General features: G+C 72.0%; 14 protein-coding genes. 3 read left to right on the top strand and 11 right to left on the bottom strand.

Annotated elements, in window-relative coordinates; genetic code table 11:
- Positions 1 to 14: 14 nt before the first annotated feature.
- Together ACQPY0_RS39925 and ACQPY0_RS39920 are read right to left on the bottom strand one after the other, a co-directional pair.
- The gene (locus ACQPY0_RS39925; protein ID WP_432973188.1) at positions 15 to 4175 is read right to left on the bottom strand and encodes a hypothetical protein; all 4161 of its coding nucleotides are present in this window, start codon (positions 4173 to 4175) and stop codon (positions 15 to 17) included.
- 18 nt (positions 4176 to 4193) lie between these two features.
- On the bottom strand, positions 4194 to 5030 hold the full coding sequence (locus ACQPY0_RS39920) for an esterase/lipase family protein (protein WP_432973185.1): 837 nt from the start codon (positions 5028 to 5030) through the stop codon (positions 4194 to 4196).
- A gap of 137 nt (positions 5031 to 5167) precedes the next feature.
- On the opposite strand from ACQPY0_RS39920, the gene ACQPY0_RS39915 reads away from it, so the two are divergent.
- Positions 5168 to 5965, top strand: a complete 798-nt coding sequence (locus ACQPY0_RS39915) for a sugar nucleotide-binding protein (protein WP_432973182.1) — start codon at positions 5168 to 5170, stop codon at positions 5963 to 5965.
- Positions 5966 to 6103: 138 nt separating this feature from the next.
- The gene (locus ACQPY0_RS39910; protein WP_432973179.1) at positions 6104 to 6448 is read left to right on the top strand and encodes a hypothetical protein; all 345 of its coding nucleotides are present in this window, start codon (positions 6104 to 6106) and stop codon (positions 6446 to 6448) included.
- Between the two features lie 104 nt (positions 6449 to 6552).
- On the opposite strand, the gene ACQPY0_RS39905 is transcribed toward ACQPY0_RS39910, so the two are convergent.
- The 4 genes from ACQPY0_RS39905 to ACQPY0_RS39890 all read right to left on the bottom strand — a co-directional run bounded on the left by ACQPY0_RS39905 (position 6553) and on the right by ACQPY0_RS39890 (position 9497).
- A complete protein-coding gene (locus ACQPY0_RS39905; protein WP_432973176.1) occupies positions 6553 to 7803 on the bottom strand; it encodes a hypothetical protein in 1251 nt (416 codons plus the stop codon).
- 65 nt (positions 7804 to 7868) lie between these two features.
- A complete protein-coding gene (locus ACQPY0_RS39900) occupies positions 7869 to 8027 on the bottom strand; it encodes a hypothetical protein (RefSeq protein ID WP_432973173.1) in 159 nt (52 codons plus the stop codon).
- Between the two features lie 344 nt (positions 8028 to 8371).
- Positions 8372 to 8905, bottom strand: a complete 534-nt coding sequence (locus tag ACQPY0_RS39895; protein WP_432973170.1) for a hypothetical protein — start codon at positions 8903 to 8905, stop codon at positions 8372 to 8374.
- Complete coding sequence (locus ACQPY0_RS39890) at positions 8883 to 9497, bottom strand: hypothetical protein (RefSeq protein ID WP_432973167.1); 615 nt, start codon at positions 9495 to 9497, stop codon at positions 8883 to 8885. Before ACQPY0_RS39890 ends, ACQPY0_RS39895 begins: the two co-directional genes overlap by 23 nt.
- Before the next feature lie 141 nt (positions 9498 to 9638).
- Between ACQPY0_RS39890 and ACQPY0_RS39885 the strand changes: the two genes are divergently transcribed.
- Positions 9639 to 11309 carry a hypothetical protein gene (locus tag ACQPY0_RS39885; protein WP_432973164.1) on the top strand — a complete coding sequence of 557 codons (1671 nt, stop codon included), beginning with the start codon at positions 9639 to 9641 and terminating at the stop codon, positions 11307 to 11309.
- On the opposite strand, the gene ACQPY0_RS39880 is transcribed toward ACQPY0_RS39885, so the two are convergent.
- Genes ACQPY0_RS39880 through ACQPY0_RS39860 form a run of 5 tightly spaced genes read right to left on the bottom strand, consistent with a single transcriptional unit; the run spans position 11297 to position 19059 of the window.
- Positions 11297 to 11737 carry an SRPBCC family protein gene (locus ACQPY0_RS39880; RefSeq protein ID WP_432973161.1) on the bottom strand — a complete coding sequence of 147 codons (441 nt, stop codon included), beginning with the start codon at positions 11735 to 11737 and terminating at the stop codon, positions 11297 to 11299. The genes ACQPY0_RS39885 and ACQPY0_RS39880 overlap by 13 nt on opposite strands.
- A 10-nt stretch (positions 11738 to 11747) precedes the next feature.
- Positions 11748 to 13856 carry a 1,4-alpha-glucan branching protein GlgB gene (gene glgB, locus ACQPY0_RS39875; RefSeq protein WP_432973158.1) on the bottom strand — a complete coding sequence of 703 codons (2109 nt, stop codon included), beginning with the start codon at positions 13854 to 13856 and terminating at the stop codon, positions 11748 to 11750.
- Positions 13857 to 13864: 8 nt separating this feature from the next.
- Positions 13865 to 15202 carry a maltokinase N-terminal cap-like domain-containing protein gene (locus ACQPY0_RS39870; RefSeq protein ID WP_432973155.1) on the bottom strand — a complete coding sequence of 446 codons (1338 nt, stop codon included), beginning with the start codon at positions 15200 to 15202 and terminating at the stop codon, positions 13865 to 13867.
- A gap of 9 nt (positions 15203 to 15211) precedes the next feature.
- Positions 15212 to 16912 (bottom strand): maltose alpha-D-glucosyltransferase, encoded by a 1701-nt coding sequence (gene treS / locus ACQPY0_RS39865; protein ID WP_432973152.1) that lies wholly within the window; start codon positions 16910 to 16912, stop codon positions 15212 to 15214.
- 35 nt (positions 16913 to 16947) lie between these two features.
- A complete protein-coding gene (locus tag ACQPY0_RS39860) occupies positions 16948 to 19059 on the bottom strand; it encodes a maltotransferase domain-containing protein (protein WP_432973149.1) in 2112 nt (703 codons plus the stop codon).
- Between the last annotated feature and the right edge of the window lie 55 nt (positions 19060 to 19114).

The following is a 19114-nucleotide window of genomic DNA, read 5'->3' as shown; positions in this document are numbered from 1 at the left end:
TGATCACTCTGGCCCTATACGCTGCCGGGGGAGTGCTCCGCCCCGGCCGTCATGGCGTCGATGAGGGCCACCACGAAGAGCTGGTAGAGGCCAAACTCGGTCGTGCGCACCTCGAGATACGCCCGCGCCCACGCGAGCAACCGGTCGGTGAGGTCGGCGCGGGCGAGCTGCCGCAGGGCGTAGCCCAGCGGGAACACGATGTGCAGCTCCGGCGGCCGGTGCTGCTCGACGTACTCCAGCTCCCGCTGCGCGACCGAGGCGAGTTCGGCGTCGTCGCGCGCGGCGAGCACCAGCAGCCACACGCCGCGGCCCATGGCGGTGTCGCCCTCGTGGTACCGGTCGATCCAGCGGTGCAGCATGTCGACCATGTGGGCCCGCTCCGGCGCCGGAAACTCGATGGGCGCCGAGAGGGCCAGCAGCATGCCGCCCCGGGTGCCCCAGTTCGCGACCAGTCGCGCCTCGAGCCACTCGAACGCGGCGGGCACGATTCGCAGCGCTTCGTCGGCCAGGTACGGCGACCGGCTGAGCAGCGCCAGCAGCGTCGACCAGACGCCCTCGTTGCTCTCCGGGCGGGACAGGAGCCGTTCGTACACCACCGGCAGCATCGCCCGCGCCTGCCGCTCCACCTCCGGCGACCGGCCCGGCAACTCCAGCAGCGCCGCCCAGATGCCCTCGTTGTTCTCGTCCCGCCCGAGCAGCCACGAAAGGACCTTCGGCAGGATCTGCGGGGCCTCGTCCGCCAGATCGGCTGAGCGGCCCAGCAGCCCCAGCAGCGTCGCCCAGATCGGCTCGTTGCTCTCGGGCCGGGAGAGCAGCCGCTCGACAACGCTCCGCACGATCTGCCGCGCCTCGTCGGCCAGCTCCGGCGACGATCCGACCACGGAGAGCAGCGTGCTCCACGCGCTCACGTTGCCCTCGTCCCGCCCGCTCAGCCAGGTGAACGCGCCCAGCGCGATCCGGCGCCGCTGCCCCACGAGGGCCGGCGACCGGCCGAGCAGCCCCAGCAGCGCGGCCCAGACTCCCTCATTGCTCTCCGGACGGGCGAGCAGCCGCTCGAACGCGACCGGCACGATCCGCCGCGCCTCGTCCGCGAGGTCCGGCGAGCGGCCCAGCAGCCGTAGCAGGGCGGCCCACACGGTCTCGTTGCTCTCGGGGCGGGCGAGAAGTCGTTCGAAGACGATCGGCACGATCCGGCGGGCCTCGCCGGCCAGGTCGGGGTGCGAGCCGAGGAGCGTGAGCAGCCCGCTCCACGCGCTCTCGTTGCCCTCCGGTCGTTGCCGCAGCCATTCCAGCAGCTGCGGCACGATCCGCCGCGCCTCGTCCGCGAGGTCCGGTGACCGGCCCAGCAGCCCCAGCAGGGACGCCCACACGCCCTCGTTGTTCTCGGGGCGGGCGAGGAGTCGTTCGAAGACGATCGGCACGATCCGGCGGGCCTCGCCGGCCAGGTCGGGGCTGGAGCCGAGGAGCGTGAGCAGCCCGCTCCACGCGCTCTCGTTGCTCTCCGGCCGGTCCTGCAGCCACTGGAAGACCTGCGGCACGCTGCGCCGGGCCTCCTCCGCGAGGTCCGGCAAGCGGCCCAGCAGCCCCAGCAGCGTCGACCACGCGCCCTCGTTGCTCTCGGGGCGGGCGAGGAGCCGTTCGAAGACGATCGGCACGATCCGGCGGGCCTCGCCGGCCAGGTCGGGGCTGGAGCCGAGGAGTGTCAGCAGCCCGCTCCACGCGCTCTCGTTGCTCTCCGGCCGGTCCTGCAGCCACTGGAAGACCTGTGGCACGATCCCTGCGGCCTCGCCCGCCAGGACGGGCGAGGAACCCAGCAGCGTCAGCGCCCCGGTCCAGACGCTCTCGTTGCTCTCCGGCCGCTCCTGCAGCCACTCGATGACCTGCGGCACGATCCGCCGGGTCTCCTGCGCCAGGCCGGCCGAGCGGCCCAGCAGCCCCAGCAGGGCCGCCCACACGCTCTCGTTGCTCTCGGGGCGGTCGAGGAGTCGTTCGAACAGCGCCGGCACGATCCGCCGGGTCTCCTGCGCCAGGCCGGGCGAGCGGCTGAGCAGCCGCAGCAGGGCCGCCCACGCGACCTCGTTGTTCTCCGGCAGCTCGAGCAGCAGGTCCGCCACCCGCGACACGTTCGCCGCCGCCACCGGGTCCCCGGAGCGCACACCGTCCTCGGTGGCCGCGAGGATCCGGGTGATGATCCGGGCGTCCACGTGTTCGGTGGTCATCAGCCAGTCCGTGACGGCGCCGGAGATCCGCTCCCGGGCCGCCGTGTCGATCTCCGCCCGGCCCAGCAGCTCGACCAGCGCGGCGACCGCCTGGCCGTCGGGCGTGCGCCCGGCCGTCGGCGCCTCGACGAGACCGTCCTCGAGCCAGTCGCAGACGTGTTGCAGCAGATCAACGGCCTTGGGCGCCGGAAGGCTGCCGATCAGCCAGGCGACCTGGTGGGCGTCCGCGCGCCAGTCCAGCTCGCCGCGCAGGGCGCTGATCAGCCGGTCGACGACGATGTGCCGGATCTCGCCGCCCATCCGCTCGGCGATCTCGACCGCCTCGACCGGCCCCTTGGAGAAGTCGGCGTGCCGCAGCGTCCAGGGAAGGTTGACCTTCACCAGGAAGTCGCGCTCCTGCGGATGCGTCGCGGCGGAGGCCATGTGGTACAGCTGCCAGGCGGCGAGCCAGCTCTGGCTGTCCTGCGCGGTCAGGCACTTGCGCAGCACCGGGCGGAAGTTCAGCCGGGCGGTGCGCGAGGGCCGCAGGTGCCGTACGAGTGCGCACACGGCGTGCGTCTCGATCGCGCCCTGCTCCACGGCCCGGCTCCAGCGCACCGCGAACCGGTTGACCAGCGCGCGCTCGCGCTTGCGGGGCGAGGACAGCACGGCCAGGATCAGCTCGGCCACCTGGGCGGTGGTCTGCGGCACCCGCACCGAGACGTCGACGACGAGCCGCTCCACGTCGAGGTTGCGCAGCGGCAGGTGGTTCCACGCCTCCCGGGCCACCCGGGCGTGCGTGGAGCCGATGAGCCGCAGCACGCCGGACGACGGCTCGCCGTCGCCCCGGACGGAGAAGATGTGCCACCCCTCCCGGGTCACCAGATCCTGCAGCTCCTGCGTCAGGTAGCTCGGCGGCGTGTCGACGAGCGTCTGCAGCAGCAGCTCGCGCAGCAGCGGCTCGGGGCACATCACGTAGTTGCGGTGGAAGTAGCACGCGACCGCGAAGGCGACGACCTGCCACGGCAGCCCGCGGTGGTCGGCGGCCGGGTCCAGGGGGACGCCGCCGTTCAGCGTCGTCCAGATCCGCTGGATGATCGTGCCGAACGACTCGCCCGCCGCCGCCTCCATCGCGATGACGAGCAGGTCCTCGTCGGAGGCCAGGGCGGCGGCGGGCTCCCGGTCGTAGAGCAGGGCGAGGCTGCGGCGCTCCTCGTTCGACGGCCGGGAGACGTCGATGGTGCGCCCCACGACCCGGCGGCCGAACAGCCAGTGCGCGAAGCGCTGGAACAGGAAGTCCGGGCTGGCGCTGAGCACCGCGATCCCGTGGTGCTGGGGCCGGCTCAGCGCGTTGAGGAAGTCGACCCAGCCGGAGTTGGCGAAGAACGGGTCGTCGAGCAGCACCAGCACCGGCAGGCCGTTCCCGGCGAGCTTGTCGAGCGCGCCGATGTACGCCGCGGTGTCCTGCGGCGAGACGCTGCGGGTGCTGATGCCGAAGTCGGCGACGACGCACTCGCCCGCCAGCACGAGCAGCGCGGCGACGCGACGCACGAGCGTGCTCTTGCCCGCGCCCGGCGCCCCCTGCACGACGATCGCGTGCAGGCGGGAGTCGGTGCCCCGCACGCACGGCTCCAGCAGCTCCGCGCGGACGGTCGCCAGCAGCTCGTCGGTCTGGTCCCGCTCGATGAACCGCAGCTGCTCGTCGAAGCCGTGCACGACGTCGGCCCAGTCCGGCGCGCGGGCGACGAAGACCCGCTTCTGCTTGCGGGACTGCTCCTGCAGGTAGTCCCGGTCGACGGTCAGGAACGGCGCGGGGTCGTCGCGGCCGCTGCGCCCACCCACGAAGACGATGTCGTGGCCGGCGACGTACGTCCCCTCCAGGCGAACGTCGCCTTCCCTGGCCACCGGGCCTTCGACGTGCAGCCGCTGCGCGCTCGCCGCGGTGTCGGCGGCCGGATTCGGCGTCCGATCGGGCACGGATCGCTTGCCTCCCAATCAGCCGAAGGTGATGTCGTGGCCGGCGACGTAGGTGCCGTTGAGCGTCACGTCGCCGTTCGCGGCCACCGGCCCCTCGACCGTCGTGGAGCCGTGCGACTCGCCCGCGCTGTCCGTCCGGGCCGCCGCCGCCACGAGGTCCGCCAGGATGTGGTGGCGCACCACGTCGGCGGTGGTGTTGCCCGGCGCCGCCGGGTCGAGGATCGACGAATGGCTGCCGGCGATCGTCGACGCGCCCGGAAACGCGGCCTGGGCCGAGGCCGGCAGGACGATCCGGTCACTGTCGCCGGCATAGACGTGCAGCGGTATGCGACATTGGTGCTCGTCGGTGCGCTCGGCGTTGACGACCCCCCGCAGCACCGTGCGCTGGGTGTCCATCACCTGCTTGTTGAGCATCTCGAGGCTGCCCGCCTGCGGATGCCGCCGGTAGCCCAGCACGTGCCGCAGCGACCGGACGTAGTCCGAGCCGTTGTTGGGGCAGGCGAGCATGACCACCGACACGATCCGGTCCAGCTCGCGGCCCCGGCCCTGCTGCAGCATCCAGGCGAGGAACCGCTGCACGATCAGGCCGCCCTGGCTGTGCGTGACGATCGCGACCGCCGCTGCCTCGCCGAGCGCGACGGTGTATCGGCTGGCCAGGGTCTGCGCGATGTCGTCGTAGTCCGGGATCCGGCTCGGGGCGAACGGCAGCCGCGGCCGCTTCGGCGAACGGTATCCGAACGGGTGAATGTCCAGGCCCGCCAGGCGCTCGTCCGCCGACCAGGACGCGGTGAGCCGATCCCAGGTCTGGGGCGAGGACCAGAAGCCGTGGACCGTCACGAGGGTCAGATTGATCATCGGCTGTACCTCCAGGTGCCGCTGGGCCCGTGCGGGACGCTGTGTAACGTTGAGCCTACAAAGGCATCTGGGCTCCGGCATCCACCGAACCGGCCGCCGGGCGGCAGTATCGGCCGAGGGACTCCGGGGTGGCGACGATGAATCTCCTGGTGATCGGCGGTAGTGGTCGGCTCGGCCGGGCGCTGCTGGGCAAGGGCACCGCCGCGACCTACCACCGGCGCCCGGCGGACGTGCCCGGCGTCAGGTGGTACAGCCTGGATATCCGCAACCGCGACGATACCCTGACCCTGCTGCGGCGCCTGCGCCCCGCGGTGGTCGTCAATGCCGCCTTTGCGCAGCACGACTGGGCCACCACCGCCGACGGCGCGACGCATGTCGCCGCCGCGGTCGCGGACGTCGGCGCGCGCCTCGTGCACGTGTCGAGCGACGCGGTGTTCGGGGGCCGGGCGGAGCCCTACGACGAGCGATGCTCACCGGACCCGGCGACACCGTACGGCGCGGCGAAGGCGGCGGCCGAGACCGCGGTCAAGGGCCTGGTCCCGGCGGTCGTCATCGCCCGGACGTCACTCATCGTCGGCGGCGGCGACTCGGTGCACGAGCGCAGGGTGCACGACCTGGTGTCCGGGGCCGTGGACGGTGCACTGTTCACCGACGACGTGCGGTGCCCGGTCCACGTCACCGACCTGGCCGCGGCCCTGCTGGAGCTGGCCACGTCCCCGTTCTCGGGCATCCACCACGTGGCGGGCCCGGACGCGCTCAGCCGCCACGAGCTGGGTGTACTGATCGCGCGCCGCGACGGCCTGGACCCCACTCGCCTGCGGGCGGCGCGGCGGGCCGAGGCCGGCCCGCCCGGCCCCCTCGTCGTGAAGCTCGACTGCGCCATGACCCGGACCCGGCTGAGCACTCGCCTGCGCGGCGCCCGCGAGTTTCTGTGACCGTGGGCCGGATTCAGCTTCATCCGCGGCGAGTGGCGCACGACGGCCACGCACCCGTACGTCCCCGGCACGACCTTCCACGGCCGCGCGAGCTTCGCCTGGCACGAGGACGGCGCCTTCGTCATCATGCGCTCGGCGATGGACGAGCCCGAGATCCCCGGCGGCCTGGCCGTCTTCGGCGGCGACGACGCCGCGGGCACCCACTTCATGCTGACGTTCGACGAGCGCGGCGTCTCGCGCAAGTACGACGTCACGATGTCGGCGGGCGAGATGACCTGGGCCCGCGACGAGGCCGGCTTCGCCCAGCGCAACGTGATCACGATCGCCGCGGACGGCGCCGGCATGACCGGTTCCGGAGCGAAGCGGAGGAGGCCGGTCATCATGGGCTCAGTTCAGATGGCATGCGGCCGGAGCGAAGCGGCGCCTTGTCTGGGTCGATCACCGCGAAGCCTCATCGAGCCAGACTGGGCGGAGGACGCATGACGGGCCAGGGCCGGATGTCCCGCGACGGCGGCGCCTGGGAGGACGACCTGGCCGTGCGATACGAGCGGGTGCGCTGATCCCGCACGACCCGGCGCGGGCCCGGGCTACTGCTCGGTGAGGTATCGGGCGAGGCGCCCGGCATTGTGCGCCCGCACGGCGTCGTCGACCGCGTCCCGGTCGGACAGGTCGACGCCGCCGGCGGCCAGCTCCACGGCGATCTGCTTGGCCGGCCCCCACGCGGCGGTGTCGTCGAAGGCCTCGGTGAACGCGGGAACGAACGCGTCGATGGCCTGGACCACCGGATCGATCCACTTGGGCGGGACACCGCGGCGGTCCAGGGCGAAGCGAACCCACCGGCGCAGCGCCTCCGGCAGCGCGGCCCGCTGCTCGGCGTCCAGGACCGCCTTGCGGGGCAGCCAGTCGGCGAGGAACAGCCCGACCGAGCCGGGGCTCCAGCACAACGGGCCGCTGACCAGGTAGCCCTCGCCGTAGTCGAGGAACAGCTCGGCCAGCGACCGCACGGCCGAATCGTCAACCGGTCCGTCGGCCGGCCGGGCCATGAAGTCGTCCAGGAGCCGGTCGCGCTCGGCGTCACCCGATGGTGTGTGCTCGGGCCAGCCGGGAAGGTGCGACCGGCACCGTGCCCAGGCCAGCGCCCGCAGGTCGACGAAGTCCTCGTCGTCCTGCCGGGGCAGGGTCATGTCCGTCGTGCGCAGGGCGTCGGCCAATTCCGCGAGCACCTCACCGACCGGGCTCTCGACGAGCGGCATCGGCGCCTCGCCGGGCTCCCGGAGCTCTTCCCAGGACGCGGCGGCGCGCGGATCGAGCAGTGCGAGGCACTCGACCAGCACACCCCCGGCGAGCGGGATCTGCGCCATCAGCGTGTGCGGAACCGGACCGGCATACTCGACGAACAGCACGTGTTCGCTGTCCCAGACGTCCACCGCCCGCCACGCCCTCAACGGCTCGACCGCGGGCTCGTCGAACCACGGCGGCACCGGATGGTGAGCCGACAGGGTCTCGATGGTGCCGTCGAGCAGCGACCACTCGTCCGGTGGCGCGACGCGTCGCAGCGCCGCCACCGCGGCCAGGCCGTGCGCCGACGGCCGGCCCGACACCCGGCCGACGACCTCCAGGCAGAGCTGGTGCTCCGGCGCCCGCTCGCCGAGTCCGGCGGCCAGCCACGCCTGACCGAGCCAGCCGCTGGCCCACCGGTCGACCTCGAGCACACGCTCCTCGTGCCCGATCGAGGCGGCGTCGCGCAGCAGGCGATCCGACAACCGCAGTTCCCGGACCTCGCGCTGCGGGCGTTTCGCCCGGCCCCGTCCGGCTGGGCGTCCACGGCTCTTCGGCATACCCCAGTCCACCACACCGCCCCGCCCGATCGGCACCGGGTGCGGTCTCGACGCGCCGCCAATGCTCAGGACGGAGGCTGGGCGGCGACCAGCTTCTCGAAGATGGGCATCGGGTCCAGCGAGGCGTAGGAGGCGAGGTTCTCCGTCACGTGCAGCGCGGCGCAGTTGCGGTCGATCACCACGACCAGGGGGCGGCGCCGCGTCGCCGGGTCGAAGGTCACCACGAAGCTGAGCTGGTCCGGGAACCAGACCCCGCAGGCAGGCCCGGTCCGGCCGCGGCACGGGCAGGCTGTTGAGCAGCCGGACGAAGCTCTGCACGTCCTTCGTCAGCACCTGCGGCGGGGCGATCGTCGGGGCTGGCGTCAGTGATGGCGTTCACGCCGAACGGGATCAGCTCGCCGCCCACGTCGGCCGGCAGGAAGCCCATGTCGTAGCGCGGAATCGTCGCGCAGTTCACCGCCTGGGCGCCCGGCCCGAAGGCCACCGGGGACGGGGGCGCCGAGCCGGTCGCCAGCGGGCCGACCGGGGACAGGCCCGCAGCGGGTACGCGAGGTGATTTCTGTATCACTCAGTGTAGCGAGAGCCAGTATCTCGCGTCCCGCAGGCGGGCCAGGGCTCGGCGATCATGCTCCGGGTCGACCGCCGCGATCAATATGTCGAGGACCGTCAGGTGGTCGGCCTCCGTGCGGGCCGGGTGGTGCAGGCGGCGCAGTTCGCGGCGCCGGCGAATCCGCTGGAGCACCGGTTGGCCGATATAAAAGACCGGCGTCGCCACCACGTTGGCGATCAGCAGGGCCGTCGCGCCGCGGCCGAGGATCAGCAGAGCGGCGGTCAGCGTGATCAGGTAGACGCCCGTCAGGTACACGCTGCGGCGACCGGTGCCGGTGCCGAAGCGGCGATCGATGTGGTCGCCGCAGGCGATGACCGCCTCGTGCAGGTAGGCGCCGGCGTTGCCCAGGGCGTTGGGGCGGTCGTCGAACGCCTCGGGCGTCCGGGACGTCCAGCGGGCCAGCTGCACCTCGCGGATCGTCCCCGCCACCTCGTCGTTCAGCCGGACGATGAGGTGGGCCAGGGGACCGCTAGACAGATGCTGCCGGCGCATCGGGTTCCTCCGTGAGGGGCGTGCGGGTCAGGAACACCCCGGTGGTGAGCAGGGTGATGTCGGCGTGGCTGATCAGGGCCGCCTGCCAATGCGTGGACCCGGCCCAGCGGAACCGCACCGCCGGTGGCAGCGTCGGCGGGGACGGGTGCTGCCGGAGGAAGGCCAGGGCCGCCGCGGCGGTCTCGCGGCGGGCGGCGGCCAGGAGCTCGGGGATCGTGCCCTCGAGGTCGGCCGGGTCGCAGCCGGGCCCGGATTCGGCGCGAAGCTTCGACACGACGCCGGGGACGCCGACGAGGATGATCACGATCAGTGCCGCCAGGATCTGCAGCGGCAGGGTCAGCGTCACCCACATCGACACCAGTGCGCCCAGGGCCCACGTGGTCAGGACCGACACCGTGAACCAGGCCGGGTCGCGCCAGGGCGGGTGGGGGCGGAACCGGGCGGCGCGGGCCAGGGCCCGGTCCGCGTTCTCGGCGCAGGTGCGCAGGTCGGCCACGCCCGGGAGGTCCGGGTCCAGGGCTCGCACGCGCCGGTGCAGCGTCGCCGCGGTGCGGGACGCCGTTGCCAGATGGTCGCGGAAGGCGGGCTGCATCGATGCCCAGGGTCGCAGCGGCGGGTGAACCGTAGCGGTACCGACGTCTCAAGAGTTGCTCAAGGTTGCCTTGGAGTCGGTTCTGTCGCGGATCGGACTGTGACGAATGCCCGACTGTGGATGTGCCCCAGAATGGCGCGGGTGAGTCCGACGCCGAGCGCCGCCGAACTGACGAACACAGCGACCGCCGTCATTTCCCCGCAGCGGGCCGCGCCAGGCACGACCGTCGCCCCGCCGCGGGGGCGGGGGCGGGTCGCCACCGCCGGGCTGGTGGTCACCGGGCTCGCCGTGATGCTGCTGGGTTACCTGCGCATGGCCCGCGGCAACGGCACCAACGCGGACGGGTCGGCGAACGCGCTGCAGGCGTGGGACATGCTGCACGGCAACGTGGGACTGTCCGGCTGGACGCTCAGCGACGTGTCGTTCTACCCGACGGAGCTGGTGCAGTACGCGCTGATCGAGCTCTTCTACGGCCTGAACCACGACGTCGTGCACGTCGCGGCGGCCATCACCTACGTGCTGCTCATCGTCTTCGCGGCGCTCGTGGCGCGCGGGGACGCGACCGGGCGGGCGGCCTGGGTCCGGGTCGGGATCGTCGTGGCGGTCATGCTCGTGCCCGAGCCGCACGCCGGGTGGGCGATCGTGCTCAACGTCCCCGACCACACCGGCACCGGGGTTCCGCTGCTGCTCACCGCGCTGCTCATCGACCGCCGCGCGGCGCTGCGCCGGTGGTGGCCCGTGGCCGTGACCGCGGTGCTCGCGGTGGCGCAGCTCGGCGACCCGCTCGCGATGTACATCGGCGCGCTGCCCCTGGCCACGCTCGCGATAGTCCGGCTCATCGCGGCCTATGTGCGGAAGTCCGAAAAGTCGGGCATCGACGCGCACCTGCTGGTCGCCGCCGTGGCGTCGGTCGCGATCTCGCACGCGGCGGTCCGCCTGATCGGATTCTTCGGCGGATACCGGGTACACCAGCCGATCGCCGAGTTCACCACGCTCGCCGAGGTCCCCGGCCACCTGCTCATGCTGGCCCGCACGACGGCGGTCGACTACGGCGCCTACTTCCCCTTCCTCAACGACCACGGCGCGGCGCTCACGGCGGTCAACTACGCCGCCGGCGCGGTGAACCTGCTGCTGATGCTGGTGGCGCTGGCCGCGACGATCGTCACGATCACCCGGATCTTCACCGGGACCGGCCCGGACGACCGGGTCGCGCAGTGGCTGGCCATCGGCGTCGCCGTGAACGCGGCCGCGTTCGTCGCCTCGACCCAGGCCGCCGACATGGCCAGCGCCCGCCAGGTGGTCGCGGTGCTGCCGTTCGGCGCGGTGCTGGCCGCGCGGGTCTTCGGCGACCGGGCCGCGCTCGACCGCAGCCGGGCCCGCAAGGCGGTCGCGGCGGTGCTGGCCGCGGTGCTGGTGACGGGGTTCACGGTCCAGGCCGCGACGGCCCGGCCCGCCCCGGCCGAGGCGACCGAGGCGGCGCACTGGCTGGAGGCGCACGGGCTGAAGTACGGCCTCGGCGCCTACTGGGCCTCCCACACCGTGACCGTGGTGACCGACGGCCGGGTCACGGTCGCCCCGGTCGTCGACCAGGTCCCGCGGGCCTTCCACTGGGAGTCGCGCGCGGACTCGTTCGACCCGCGCCGCCACGACGCCCGGTTCATCATCGTCGACCGGAGCCTGGAGGTGTACGGCACGCTCAGCGGGGTCGTGCTGCGCTTCGGCGCCCCGATCCAGCAGGTGGACCTGCAGCGGTGGACGATCCTGGTGTACGACTACAACCTGCTGCTGAACCTGCCGCGTCACCGCTCCTGAGCGCGCGCCTCCGCGGCCGTGCGCAGGCCCTCGGCCTCCATGCGGATGTAGGCGCGGATCAGCTTCGAGTAGAACAGGGTGATCACGCGGGCCAGCGGGCCGGCGAAGGACAGGGTCAGCTCGGCCGTGCACGTGCCGTCACCGTTGTCGATCGCCCAGTGCCCGCCCACGTTGCGCACGCCCGGCACCGACGCGGAGGCCCACTCGAAGCCGTGCGCGTCGACCTTCGTGACGGTCCAGGTCGCGGGGCGCAGCTTGGGCTGCTCGACGACGACGGTCTCGCCGACGGCCAGCGGGCCCGTGCCCGGGCGCTCCACCCGGGACACCGAGGCGGTCCAGGAGGGCCACTCCTGAACCGCCTTCATGATCTCGCCGGCCACGGTGGCCGGAGCCCCGATGGTGATGGTGTCGCGGAAGTCGACGCTCATGAAAGAGAAGTTAGCCGAGCTTCAACCACAGCGCGCCGAGGGGTGGGACCCGCAGCACGACGGAGGCCGGCAGGCCGTTGTGCGGCTGGCCCGTGGCCTCGACCGCGCCCATGTTCCCCACACCCGACCCGCCGTAGACGTCGGCGTCGGTGTTGAGGATCTCCGACCAGTGCCCGGTGAAGGGCAGGCCGATGCGGTACCCCTCGTGCGGGTGCGCCGCGAAGTTCACGACGACCGCGACGACCGACCCGTCGGTGCCCCAGCGCAGGTAGGAGAAGACGTTGCCGCCGGAGTCCTCGTTGTTGATCCAGCGGAACCCGTCCGGCGTGATGTCCTGGCTCCACAGGGCCGGGGTCTGCCGGTAGGTGGCGTTGAGGTCCCGCACGAGCCGGGACAGGCCGGCGCGCATCGGGTCCTGCAGCAGGCCCCAGTTCAGGCCCCGCTCCTCGCTCCACTCCTGCTCGTCGCCGAGCTCACAGCCCATGAACAGCAGCTGCTTGCCGGGGAAGGACCACATGTAGGCCAGCAGCGCCCGCGCGTTGGCGACCTTCTTCCACAGGTCGCCCGGCATCTTGCCGACCAGCGAGCCCTTGCCGTGCACGACCTCGTCGTGGCTGATCGGCAGGACGTAGTTCTCGCTCCACGCGTAGACCGTGGCGAACGTCATCTGGTTGTGGTGGTACTGGCGGTAGATCGGGTCCTTGCCGACGTACGTCAGCGTGTCGTGCATCCAGCCCATGTTCCACTTGAAGCCGAAGCCCAGGCCGCCGGAGTCGGTCGGGCGGGTCACGCCCAGCCAGGCGGTCGACTCCTCGGCGATCATCATGATGCCGGGGTGGTGCTTGTAGACGGTCGCGTTCGCCTCCTGCAGGAAGGAGATCGCGTCGAGGTTCTCCCGGCCGCCGTACTGGTTCGGCGCCCACTGCCCGTGCTCGCGGGAGTAGTCGAGGTACAGCATCGAGGCGACCGCGTCCACCCGCAGTGCGTCGGCGTGGAACTCCTCGCACCAGTACAGCGCGTTGGCGACCAGGAAGTTGCGCACCTCCTTGCGGCCGAAGTCGAAGATGAGCGTGCCCCAGTCCGGGTGCTCGCCGCGGCGCCAGTCGCCGTGCTCGTACAGCGGCGTGCCGTCGAAGCGCGCCAGCGCCCAGGAGTCCTTCGGGAAGTGCGCCGGCACCCAGTCCAGGATCACGCCGATGCCGGCCTGGTGGAGCCGGTCGACGAGGTGGCGGAACTCGTCCGGCGAGCCGAAGCGCGCGGTCGGGGCGTAGTAGCCGGTGACCTGGTAGCCCCACGAGCCGCCGAACGGGTGCTCCATCACCGGCAGGAACTCCACGTGGGTGAAGCCGAGGTCGGTGACGTACTCGGTCAGCTGGTCGGCGAGCTCCGCATAGGACAGCCCGGGCCGCCACGAGCCGAGGTGCACCTCGTAGATGCTGACCGGCTCCTGGTGCCTGCGCCGCTCGGCCCGGGCCGCGACCCAGTCGCCGTCCTTCCATTCGTAGCCGGAGCGGTAGATGACGCTCGCGGTGGCCGGCGGGGTCTCGGTGTGCTGGGCCAGCGGGTCGGCCTTCTCGACCCAGTCGCTGTCCGGGGTCAGCAGGCGGAACTTGTACTTCTGCCCGGCCTTCGCCCCCGGCACGTACAGCTCCCACACGCCGCTGCCGCCCAGCGAGCGCATCGGCAGCCCGTCGTGCGCGTCCCAGCCGGTGAAGTCACCGACGACCCGCACGCCCCGGGCGTTGGGCGCCCACACGGCGAACGCGACGCCGTCCTCGCGGACCTGGGCGCCGAGGACGCTCCAGAGCCGCTCGTGGCGCCCCTCCTGGATGAGGTGCAGGTCGAGCTCGCCGAGGGTCGGCAGGTGCCGGTAGGGGTCGTCGGCGAGCGTGCCGTCGGTGTCGAGGCGGTAGTCGTGGACGATCCCGGGCACCTCGGCCTCGAACACGCCGTCGCCGTGCACCTGGTTCATCGGGTAACGGTCGCCGTCGACGATCACCGCCACCTCGCCGGCACCGCGGCGCAGCGCCCGGATGACGGTGGTGTCCGTGCCGGGGTGGGCGCCGAGGATGCCGTGCGGGTCGTGGGCCCGTCCGGCGATGAGGTCGTCGAGATTCATAGAGGTGCTCACCTTGTCGTCAGGTCGGAACCGTTCACCATGCGCTCGATCGACTGCAGCGGGATCTGCAGCCAGCCCGGCCGGTACCGCGCCTCGTACGCGCTCTCGTAGACCGCCTTGTCCAGCTCGTAGGCGCGCAGCAGCGCGGTGTCGTCGCGCGGGTCGTATCCGGCGGCGGCAGCATAGCCGTCGCAGAATGCGTTGCGGTTACGGTCCACCCACTGCCGGGCCCGGCGCACGAGCTGCTCGTCGTCGGCCTGGCCGAGCAGCAGCTGGTAGGCGGCGTACTCGTACGAGCGCAGCATGCCGGCGACGTCACGCAGTACGGAATCCGGCTTCCTTCGCTCCTGCACCGGCACGCCGGGCTCGCCCTCGAAGTCGATGAGCAGCCACGACTCGGGCGTGCGCAGCACCTGCCCGAGGTGCAGGTCCCCGTGGATGCGCTGGGTGCGCACCGGCTGCCCGCCCACCGCCCGCAACATCACCGCGATCTCGCCGGCCATCCCGGCGAGGTCGGGGACGATCCGCACGGCGCTGTCGAGGCGGGCCAGCATCGCCTCGGTCGGCGGGGGAGTGGCCTGCGTGCCCAGCTCCGCGGCGAGGGTGCGGTGCACGTGCGCGACCGCCTCGCCCAGCCGCGCGGACTCGCTGGCGAAGTCCCCGCCGACCTCGTCGGGGTTGAGGTCGTGTTCGGCGAACAGGTCGCGAGCGCTGGTGGCGGCCATCGCCCAGCCCTCGGCGGAGTTCTGCGCGTACTCGGTCACCATCGCCAGCGCCAGGTGCTCGCCGTCGGCGGTGTCGCTCTCGATCGCGCCGAGCAGCCGGGCCACGTTGGGGCAGCCGGCGCGGGCCAGGACCCGGTTGAGCTCCAGGTCCGGGTTGACGCCGGCGGTGACGCGGCGGAACACCTTGAGGATCGCGGCGCTGTCGAAGACCACGCTGGTGTTGCTCTGCTCGGCGCCGCCGATGCGGGCGGGCGCGTCCACCGGCAGCGCCACCCCGGGCTCGGGCACGAACCGGACCCCGTCGACGACGGCGCCGGTGTCGATGAGCGCGAGGATCCGCTGCGCGGAGTGCTCGTCGTAGAGGGCGTCGGAGGCGGTGCGGTCGCCCACGGCGCCGATCAGGGCGGCCGCGGACAGCTCCGCGGCCACGTCGAGGTTCCAGCCGACGAAGACCTGGTACCGCTCCGAGTCACCGTCTTCGAAGTGTGCGTCCAGTAACACGTGGTCGAGCCCGTCGGGCAGGTGTGTGACGCCGGCGGTCTCGACCCCGTTGAGGGTGCGGGTCCGCCCCGCGTACCACCGCTGATGCGGCAGCCAGTCCTGGTACGGCAGAGAAGTCATGGCTCTCCTCTAACTCTGCTCTACCGGCGCGCTCAGCCCGAACCAGTAGAAACCGTGCCCCGGCAGGGTCAGCAGATACGGCAGCTGGCCGATGGCCGGGAACTGGACGTGCCCGGTGAGCTCGATCGGCGTGTACCCGGCCCAGTTCTGCAGGTTCAGCTCGATCGGCTGCGGGAAGCGGGACAGGTTGTTGACACACAGCACGACGTCGTCGCCGTGCACGCGTACGAACGCCAGGATGGACGGGTTCGAGCCGCCCAGCTCGCGGAACTCGCCGGCGGCGAAAGCCTCGTGGCGGCGGCGGACCTGCAGCATGGTGCGGGTCCAGTTCAGCACCGAGGTCGAGCTCTCCTTCTGCGCCTCCACGTTGACCGCCTGGTAGCCGTAGACGTGGTCCTGGATCACCGGCAGGTAGAGCCGGCCCGGGTTGGCCTGGGAGAAGCCCGCGTTGCGGTCCGGCGTCCACTGCATCGGGGTGCGTACCCCGTCGCGGTCGCCGAGCCAGATGTTGTCGCCCATGGCGATCTCGTCGCCGTAGTACAGCACCGGCGAGCCCGGCAGCGACAGCAGCAGCGCGGTGAACAGCTCGATCTGGTTGCGGTCGTTCTCCAGCAGCGGGGCGAGCCGGCGCCGGATGCCCACGTTGGCGCGCATCCGCGGGTCCTTGGCGTACTCCGCGTACATGTAGTCGCGCTCCTCGTCGGTGACCATCTCCAGGGTCAGCTCGTCGTGGTTGCGCAGGAAGATGCCCCACTGGCAGTTGGCCGGGATCTGCGGGGTGTGCGCCAGGATCTCCGAGATCGGGAAGCGTGACTCGCGGCGCACGGCCATGAAGATGCGCGGCATCAGCGGGAAGTGGAAGGCCATGTGGCACTCGTCGCCCTCGCCGAAGTACTCCACGACGTCGGCCGGCCACTGGTTGGCCTCGGCGAGCAGGACCCGGCCCGGGTACTCGTCGTCGACGACCTTGCGGCAGCGGCGCAGGAACTCGTGGGTCTCGGGCAGGTTCTCGCAGTTGGTGCCCTCGGACTCGAACAGGTACGGCACCGCGTCGAGCCGGAACCCGTCGATGCCCAGGTCCAGCCAGAACCGCAGCACGTCGATCATCTCGCGCTGGACCTCGGGGTTGGCGTAGTTGAGGTCCGGCTGGTGGGAGAAGAACCGGTGCCAGAAGAACTGCCGCCGCACCGGGTCGAAGGTCCAGTTCGACTCCTCGGTGTCGACGAAGATGATCCGGGCGTCGCTGTAGGCCTTGTCGGTGTCGGACCAGACGTAGTAGTCGCCGTACGGGCCGCCGGGGTCGCGCCGCGACTCCTGGAACCACTGGTGGGAGTCGGAGGTGTGGTTCATGACCAGGTCGGTGATGACCCGGATGCCGCGCTTGTGCGCCGCGTCGAGCAGGTCGACGAAGTCCTCGACGGTGCCGAACTCCGGCAGGACCTTGTAGAAGTCACGGATGTCGTACCCGCCGTCGCGCAGCGGCGAGTCGTAGAAGGGGGGCAGCCACAGGCAGTCGACGCCGAGCCACTGCAGATAGTCGAGCTGGCCGATGAGCCCCTTGAGGTCACCGCCGCCGTCCGCGTTGGAGTCGGCGAAGGCGCGGACCAGCACCTCGTAGAACACGGCCCGCTGAAACCAGCGCTCCTCCGCGGGCAGCACCCGCGCCTGGCCGAAGTCGCTCGACGACGGGTGCTCGACTGCGTCGCTCATGCTCTACCCACCTGCCTGCCTTGCCACCACCACCGTCACCGGTGGCGATGCACCGTGAACACGTGTGCCGGCTCGTAGTAGGGGTCGAGCCGGACCGCGTTGTGCTGTCCCCAGTCGAACGTCGCGCCGGTCATCTCGTCGCGCACCGTGAAGCGCTCATGCCAGTCGAAGCCCAGCGCGGGCATGTCCAGGGTCGTGTTACCCCACTGCACGTTGTGCGAATCCAGGGACACGACGACCAGCACGGTGTCGTCGGTCTCCGGGTCGCGCTTGGACCAGCACAGGACCTGGTCGTTGTCGATGCCGTGGAAGACCGTGTTGCGCAGCCGCTGCAGCGCCCGGTGCTCCCGCCGCACGGTGTTGAGCCGGCGCAGGTAGGGCGCGAGCGACTCGCCGTCCAGCTCGGCGGTGGCCCAGTCGCGCGGGCGCAGCTGGTACTTCTCGTTGTCCAGGTACTCCTCGGCGCCCGGCCGCGGCAGGTGCTCGAAGAGCTCGAAGCCCGCGTACATGCCCCAGGACGGGCTCAGCAGGGCGGCGAGCACCGCGCGGATCTTGAACATCGGCGGGCCGCCGTGCTGCAGGTGCTCCGGCAGGATGTCCGGCGTGTTCGGCCAGAAGTTGGGCCGCATGTAGTCCGCGGCGGCGATGAGCTGCTGGACGTACTCGCGGATCTCCCAGCCCTGCACGCGCCAGGTGAAGTAGGTGTACGACTGCGTGAACCCGATCTTGCCCAGCCCGTGCATCATCGCCGGCCGGGTGAACGCCTCGGCCAGGAACAGCACGTCGGGGTCGACCGCCTTGACCTCGCCGATGAGCCAGTGCCAGAAGCCCACCGGCTTCGTGTGCGGGTTGTCGACCCGGAAGATCCTGACGCCCTGTGCGACCCAGTGCAGGACCACCCGCAGCACCTCGGCCCGGATGCCCTCGGGGTCGTTGTCGAAGTTCAGCGGATAGATGTCCTGGTACTTCTTGGGCGGGTTCTCCGCGTAGGCGACGCTGCCGTCGGCGCGCGTGGTGAACCACTCCGGATGCTCCTTGACCCACGGGTGGTCCGGCGCGCACTGCAGCGCCAGGTCCAGGGCGATCTCGACGCCGGCCCGGTGCGCCTCGGCGACGAACGCGCGGAAGTCCGAAAGTGTCCCCAGGTCCGGGTGGATGGCGTCGTGGCCGCCCTCCTGCGCGCCGATCGCCCACGGCGAGCCGACGTCGTCGGGGCCGGCGACCAGGGTGTTGTTCGGGCCCTTGCGGTTGATCCGGCCGATGGGGTGGATCGGCGGAAGGTACACCACGTCGAAGCCCATCTCCGCGACCTGGGCCAGGCGCGGGGTGGCGGAGGCGAACGTGCCGTGCTCGACCGGCTTGCCGTGCTCGTCGACGACGGCGCCCTCGGAGCGCGGGAAGAACTCGTACCACGCCGAGAACAGCGCCCGCTCCCGGTCGCACCACAGCGGCAGCGCCTCGCCGCGGGTCACCTGCTGGCGCAGCGGGTGCCGCCAGAGCACGTCGCCCAGGTCCAGCCCCGGGGAGACCCGCGCGAAGAGCGGGATGCCGGCGTCGTCGAGCGCGCCGGCCGCGCCGAGCGCCCGGCCGCGCTCGTGCTCCGGCATGCCCTCGGCGGCCTCGCGCAGCAGCGCGGCGCCCTCGGCCAGGTCGTTGGCGAGGTCCTCCAGTCCCTGGCCGGCCGCGATCTTCTTCGACACGGTGCTGTGCCAGGTCAGATACGGGTCGCTGAACGCCTCGACGGCGAAGCGCCAGGCGCCCACGGCGTCCGGCCGGATCTCGCCGAGCCAGGTGTCGGAGCCGGGCGGCCCGGGCCGCAGCCGGTTGAACGGCCGCTCCTGCCCGTCCGGGGCGATGAGCACCACGTTGCAGCCCATCATCGCGTGGCCCTCACGGTAGGACACCGCGGAGACCGGCACCGCCTCGCCGACGACGGCCTTGGCCGCGAAGCGGCCGCCCTCGATCTGCGGGGTCACCTGCTCGATGGGGAACCGCTGGCCGACGCCGACCGCGGGGGCGTGGAAGGAAGCCGCCGGCGACTCGGCCGTCTCCTGGGGCGCGACCGGCTCCTCGGACAGGGCGATCTCTGTCTCGGTCGGCTGGGTCGTCGCGATCTCGGTCTTGAGCGCCTCGGGGGGATTGCCCATGATCCTCACCGTATCGAATTCGTCCGGCGGCTGCAGGGTGAAGCGGTGCCAGTCC

The organism is Dactylosporangium sp. CA-233914 (genome assembly GCF_050942935.1).
In the GTDB taxonomy this organism is placed as follows: Bacteria; Actinomycetota; Actinomycetes; order Mycobacteriales; family Micromonosporaceae; genus Dactylosporangium.
This window is presented reverse-complemented; position numbering and strand designations above follow the sequence as displayed.

Coding starts and splice junctions, on each gene's coding strand:
- ACQPY0_RS39910 (WP_432973179.1), top strand. CDS start 6,104: ATGGACGAGCCCGAGATCCCCGGCGGCCTGGCCGTCTTCGGCGGCGAC.
- ACQPY0_RS39880 (WP_432973161.1), bottom strand. CDS start 11,737: ATGAGCGTCGACTTCCGCGACACCATCACCATCGGGGCTCCGGCCACC.
- ACQPY0_RS39870 (WP_432973155.1), bottom strand. CDS start 15,202: ATGACTTCTCTGCCGTACCAGGACTGGCTGCCGCATCAGCGGTGGTAC.
- ACQPY0_RS39905 (WP_432973176.1), bottom strand. CDS start 7,803: ATGCCGAAGAGCCGTGGACGCCCAGCCGGACGGGGCCGGGCGAAACGC.
- glgB (WP_432973158.1), bottom strand. CDS start 13,856: ATGAATCTCGACGACCTCATCGCCGGACGGGCCCACGACCCGCACGGC.
- treS (WP_432973152.1), bottom strand. CDS start 16,912: ATGAGCGACGCAGTCGAGCACCCGTCGTCGAGCGACTTCGGCCAGGCG.
- ACQPY0_RS39915 (WP_432973182.1), top strand. CDS start 5,168: ATGAATCTCCTGGTGATCGGCGGTAGTGGTCGGCTCGGCCGGGCGCTG.
- ACQPY0_RS39890 (WP_432973167.1), bottom strand. CDS start 9,497: ATGCAGCCCGCCTTCCGCGACCATCTGGCAACGGCGTCCCGCACCGCG.
- ACQPY0_RS39860 (WP_432973149.1), bottom strand. CDS start 19,059: ATGGGCAATCCCCCCGAGGCGCTCAAGACCGAGATCGCGACGACCCAG.
- ACQPY0_RS39920 (WP_432973185.1), bottom strand. CDS start 5,030: ATGATCAATCTGACCCTCGTGACGGTCCACGGCTTCTGGTCCTCGCCC.
- ACQPY0_RS39895 (WP_432973170.1), bottom strand. CDS start 8,905: ATGCGCCGGCAGCATCTGTCTAGCGGTCCCCTGGCCCACCTCATCGTC.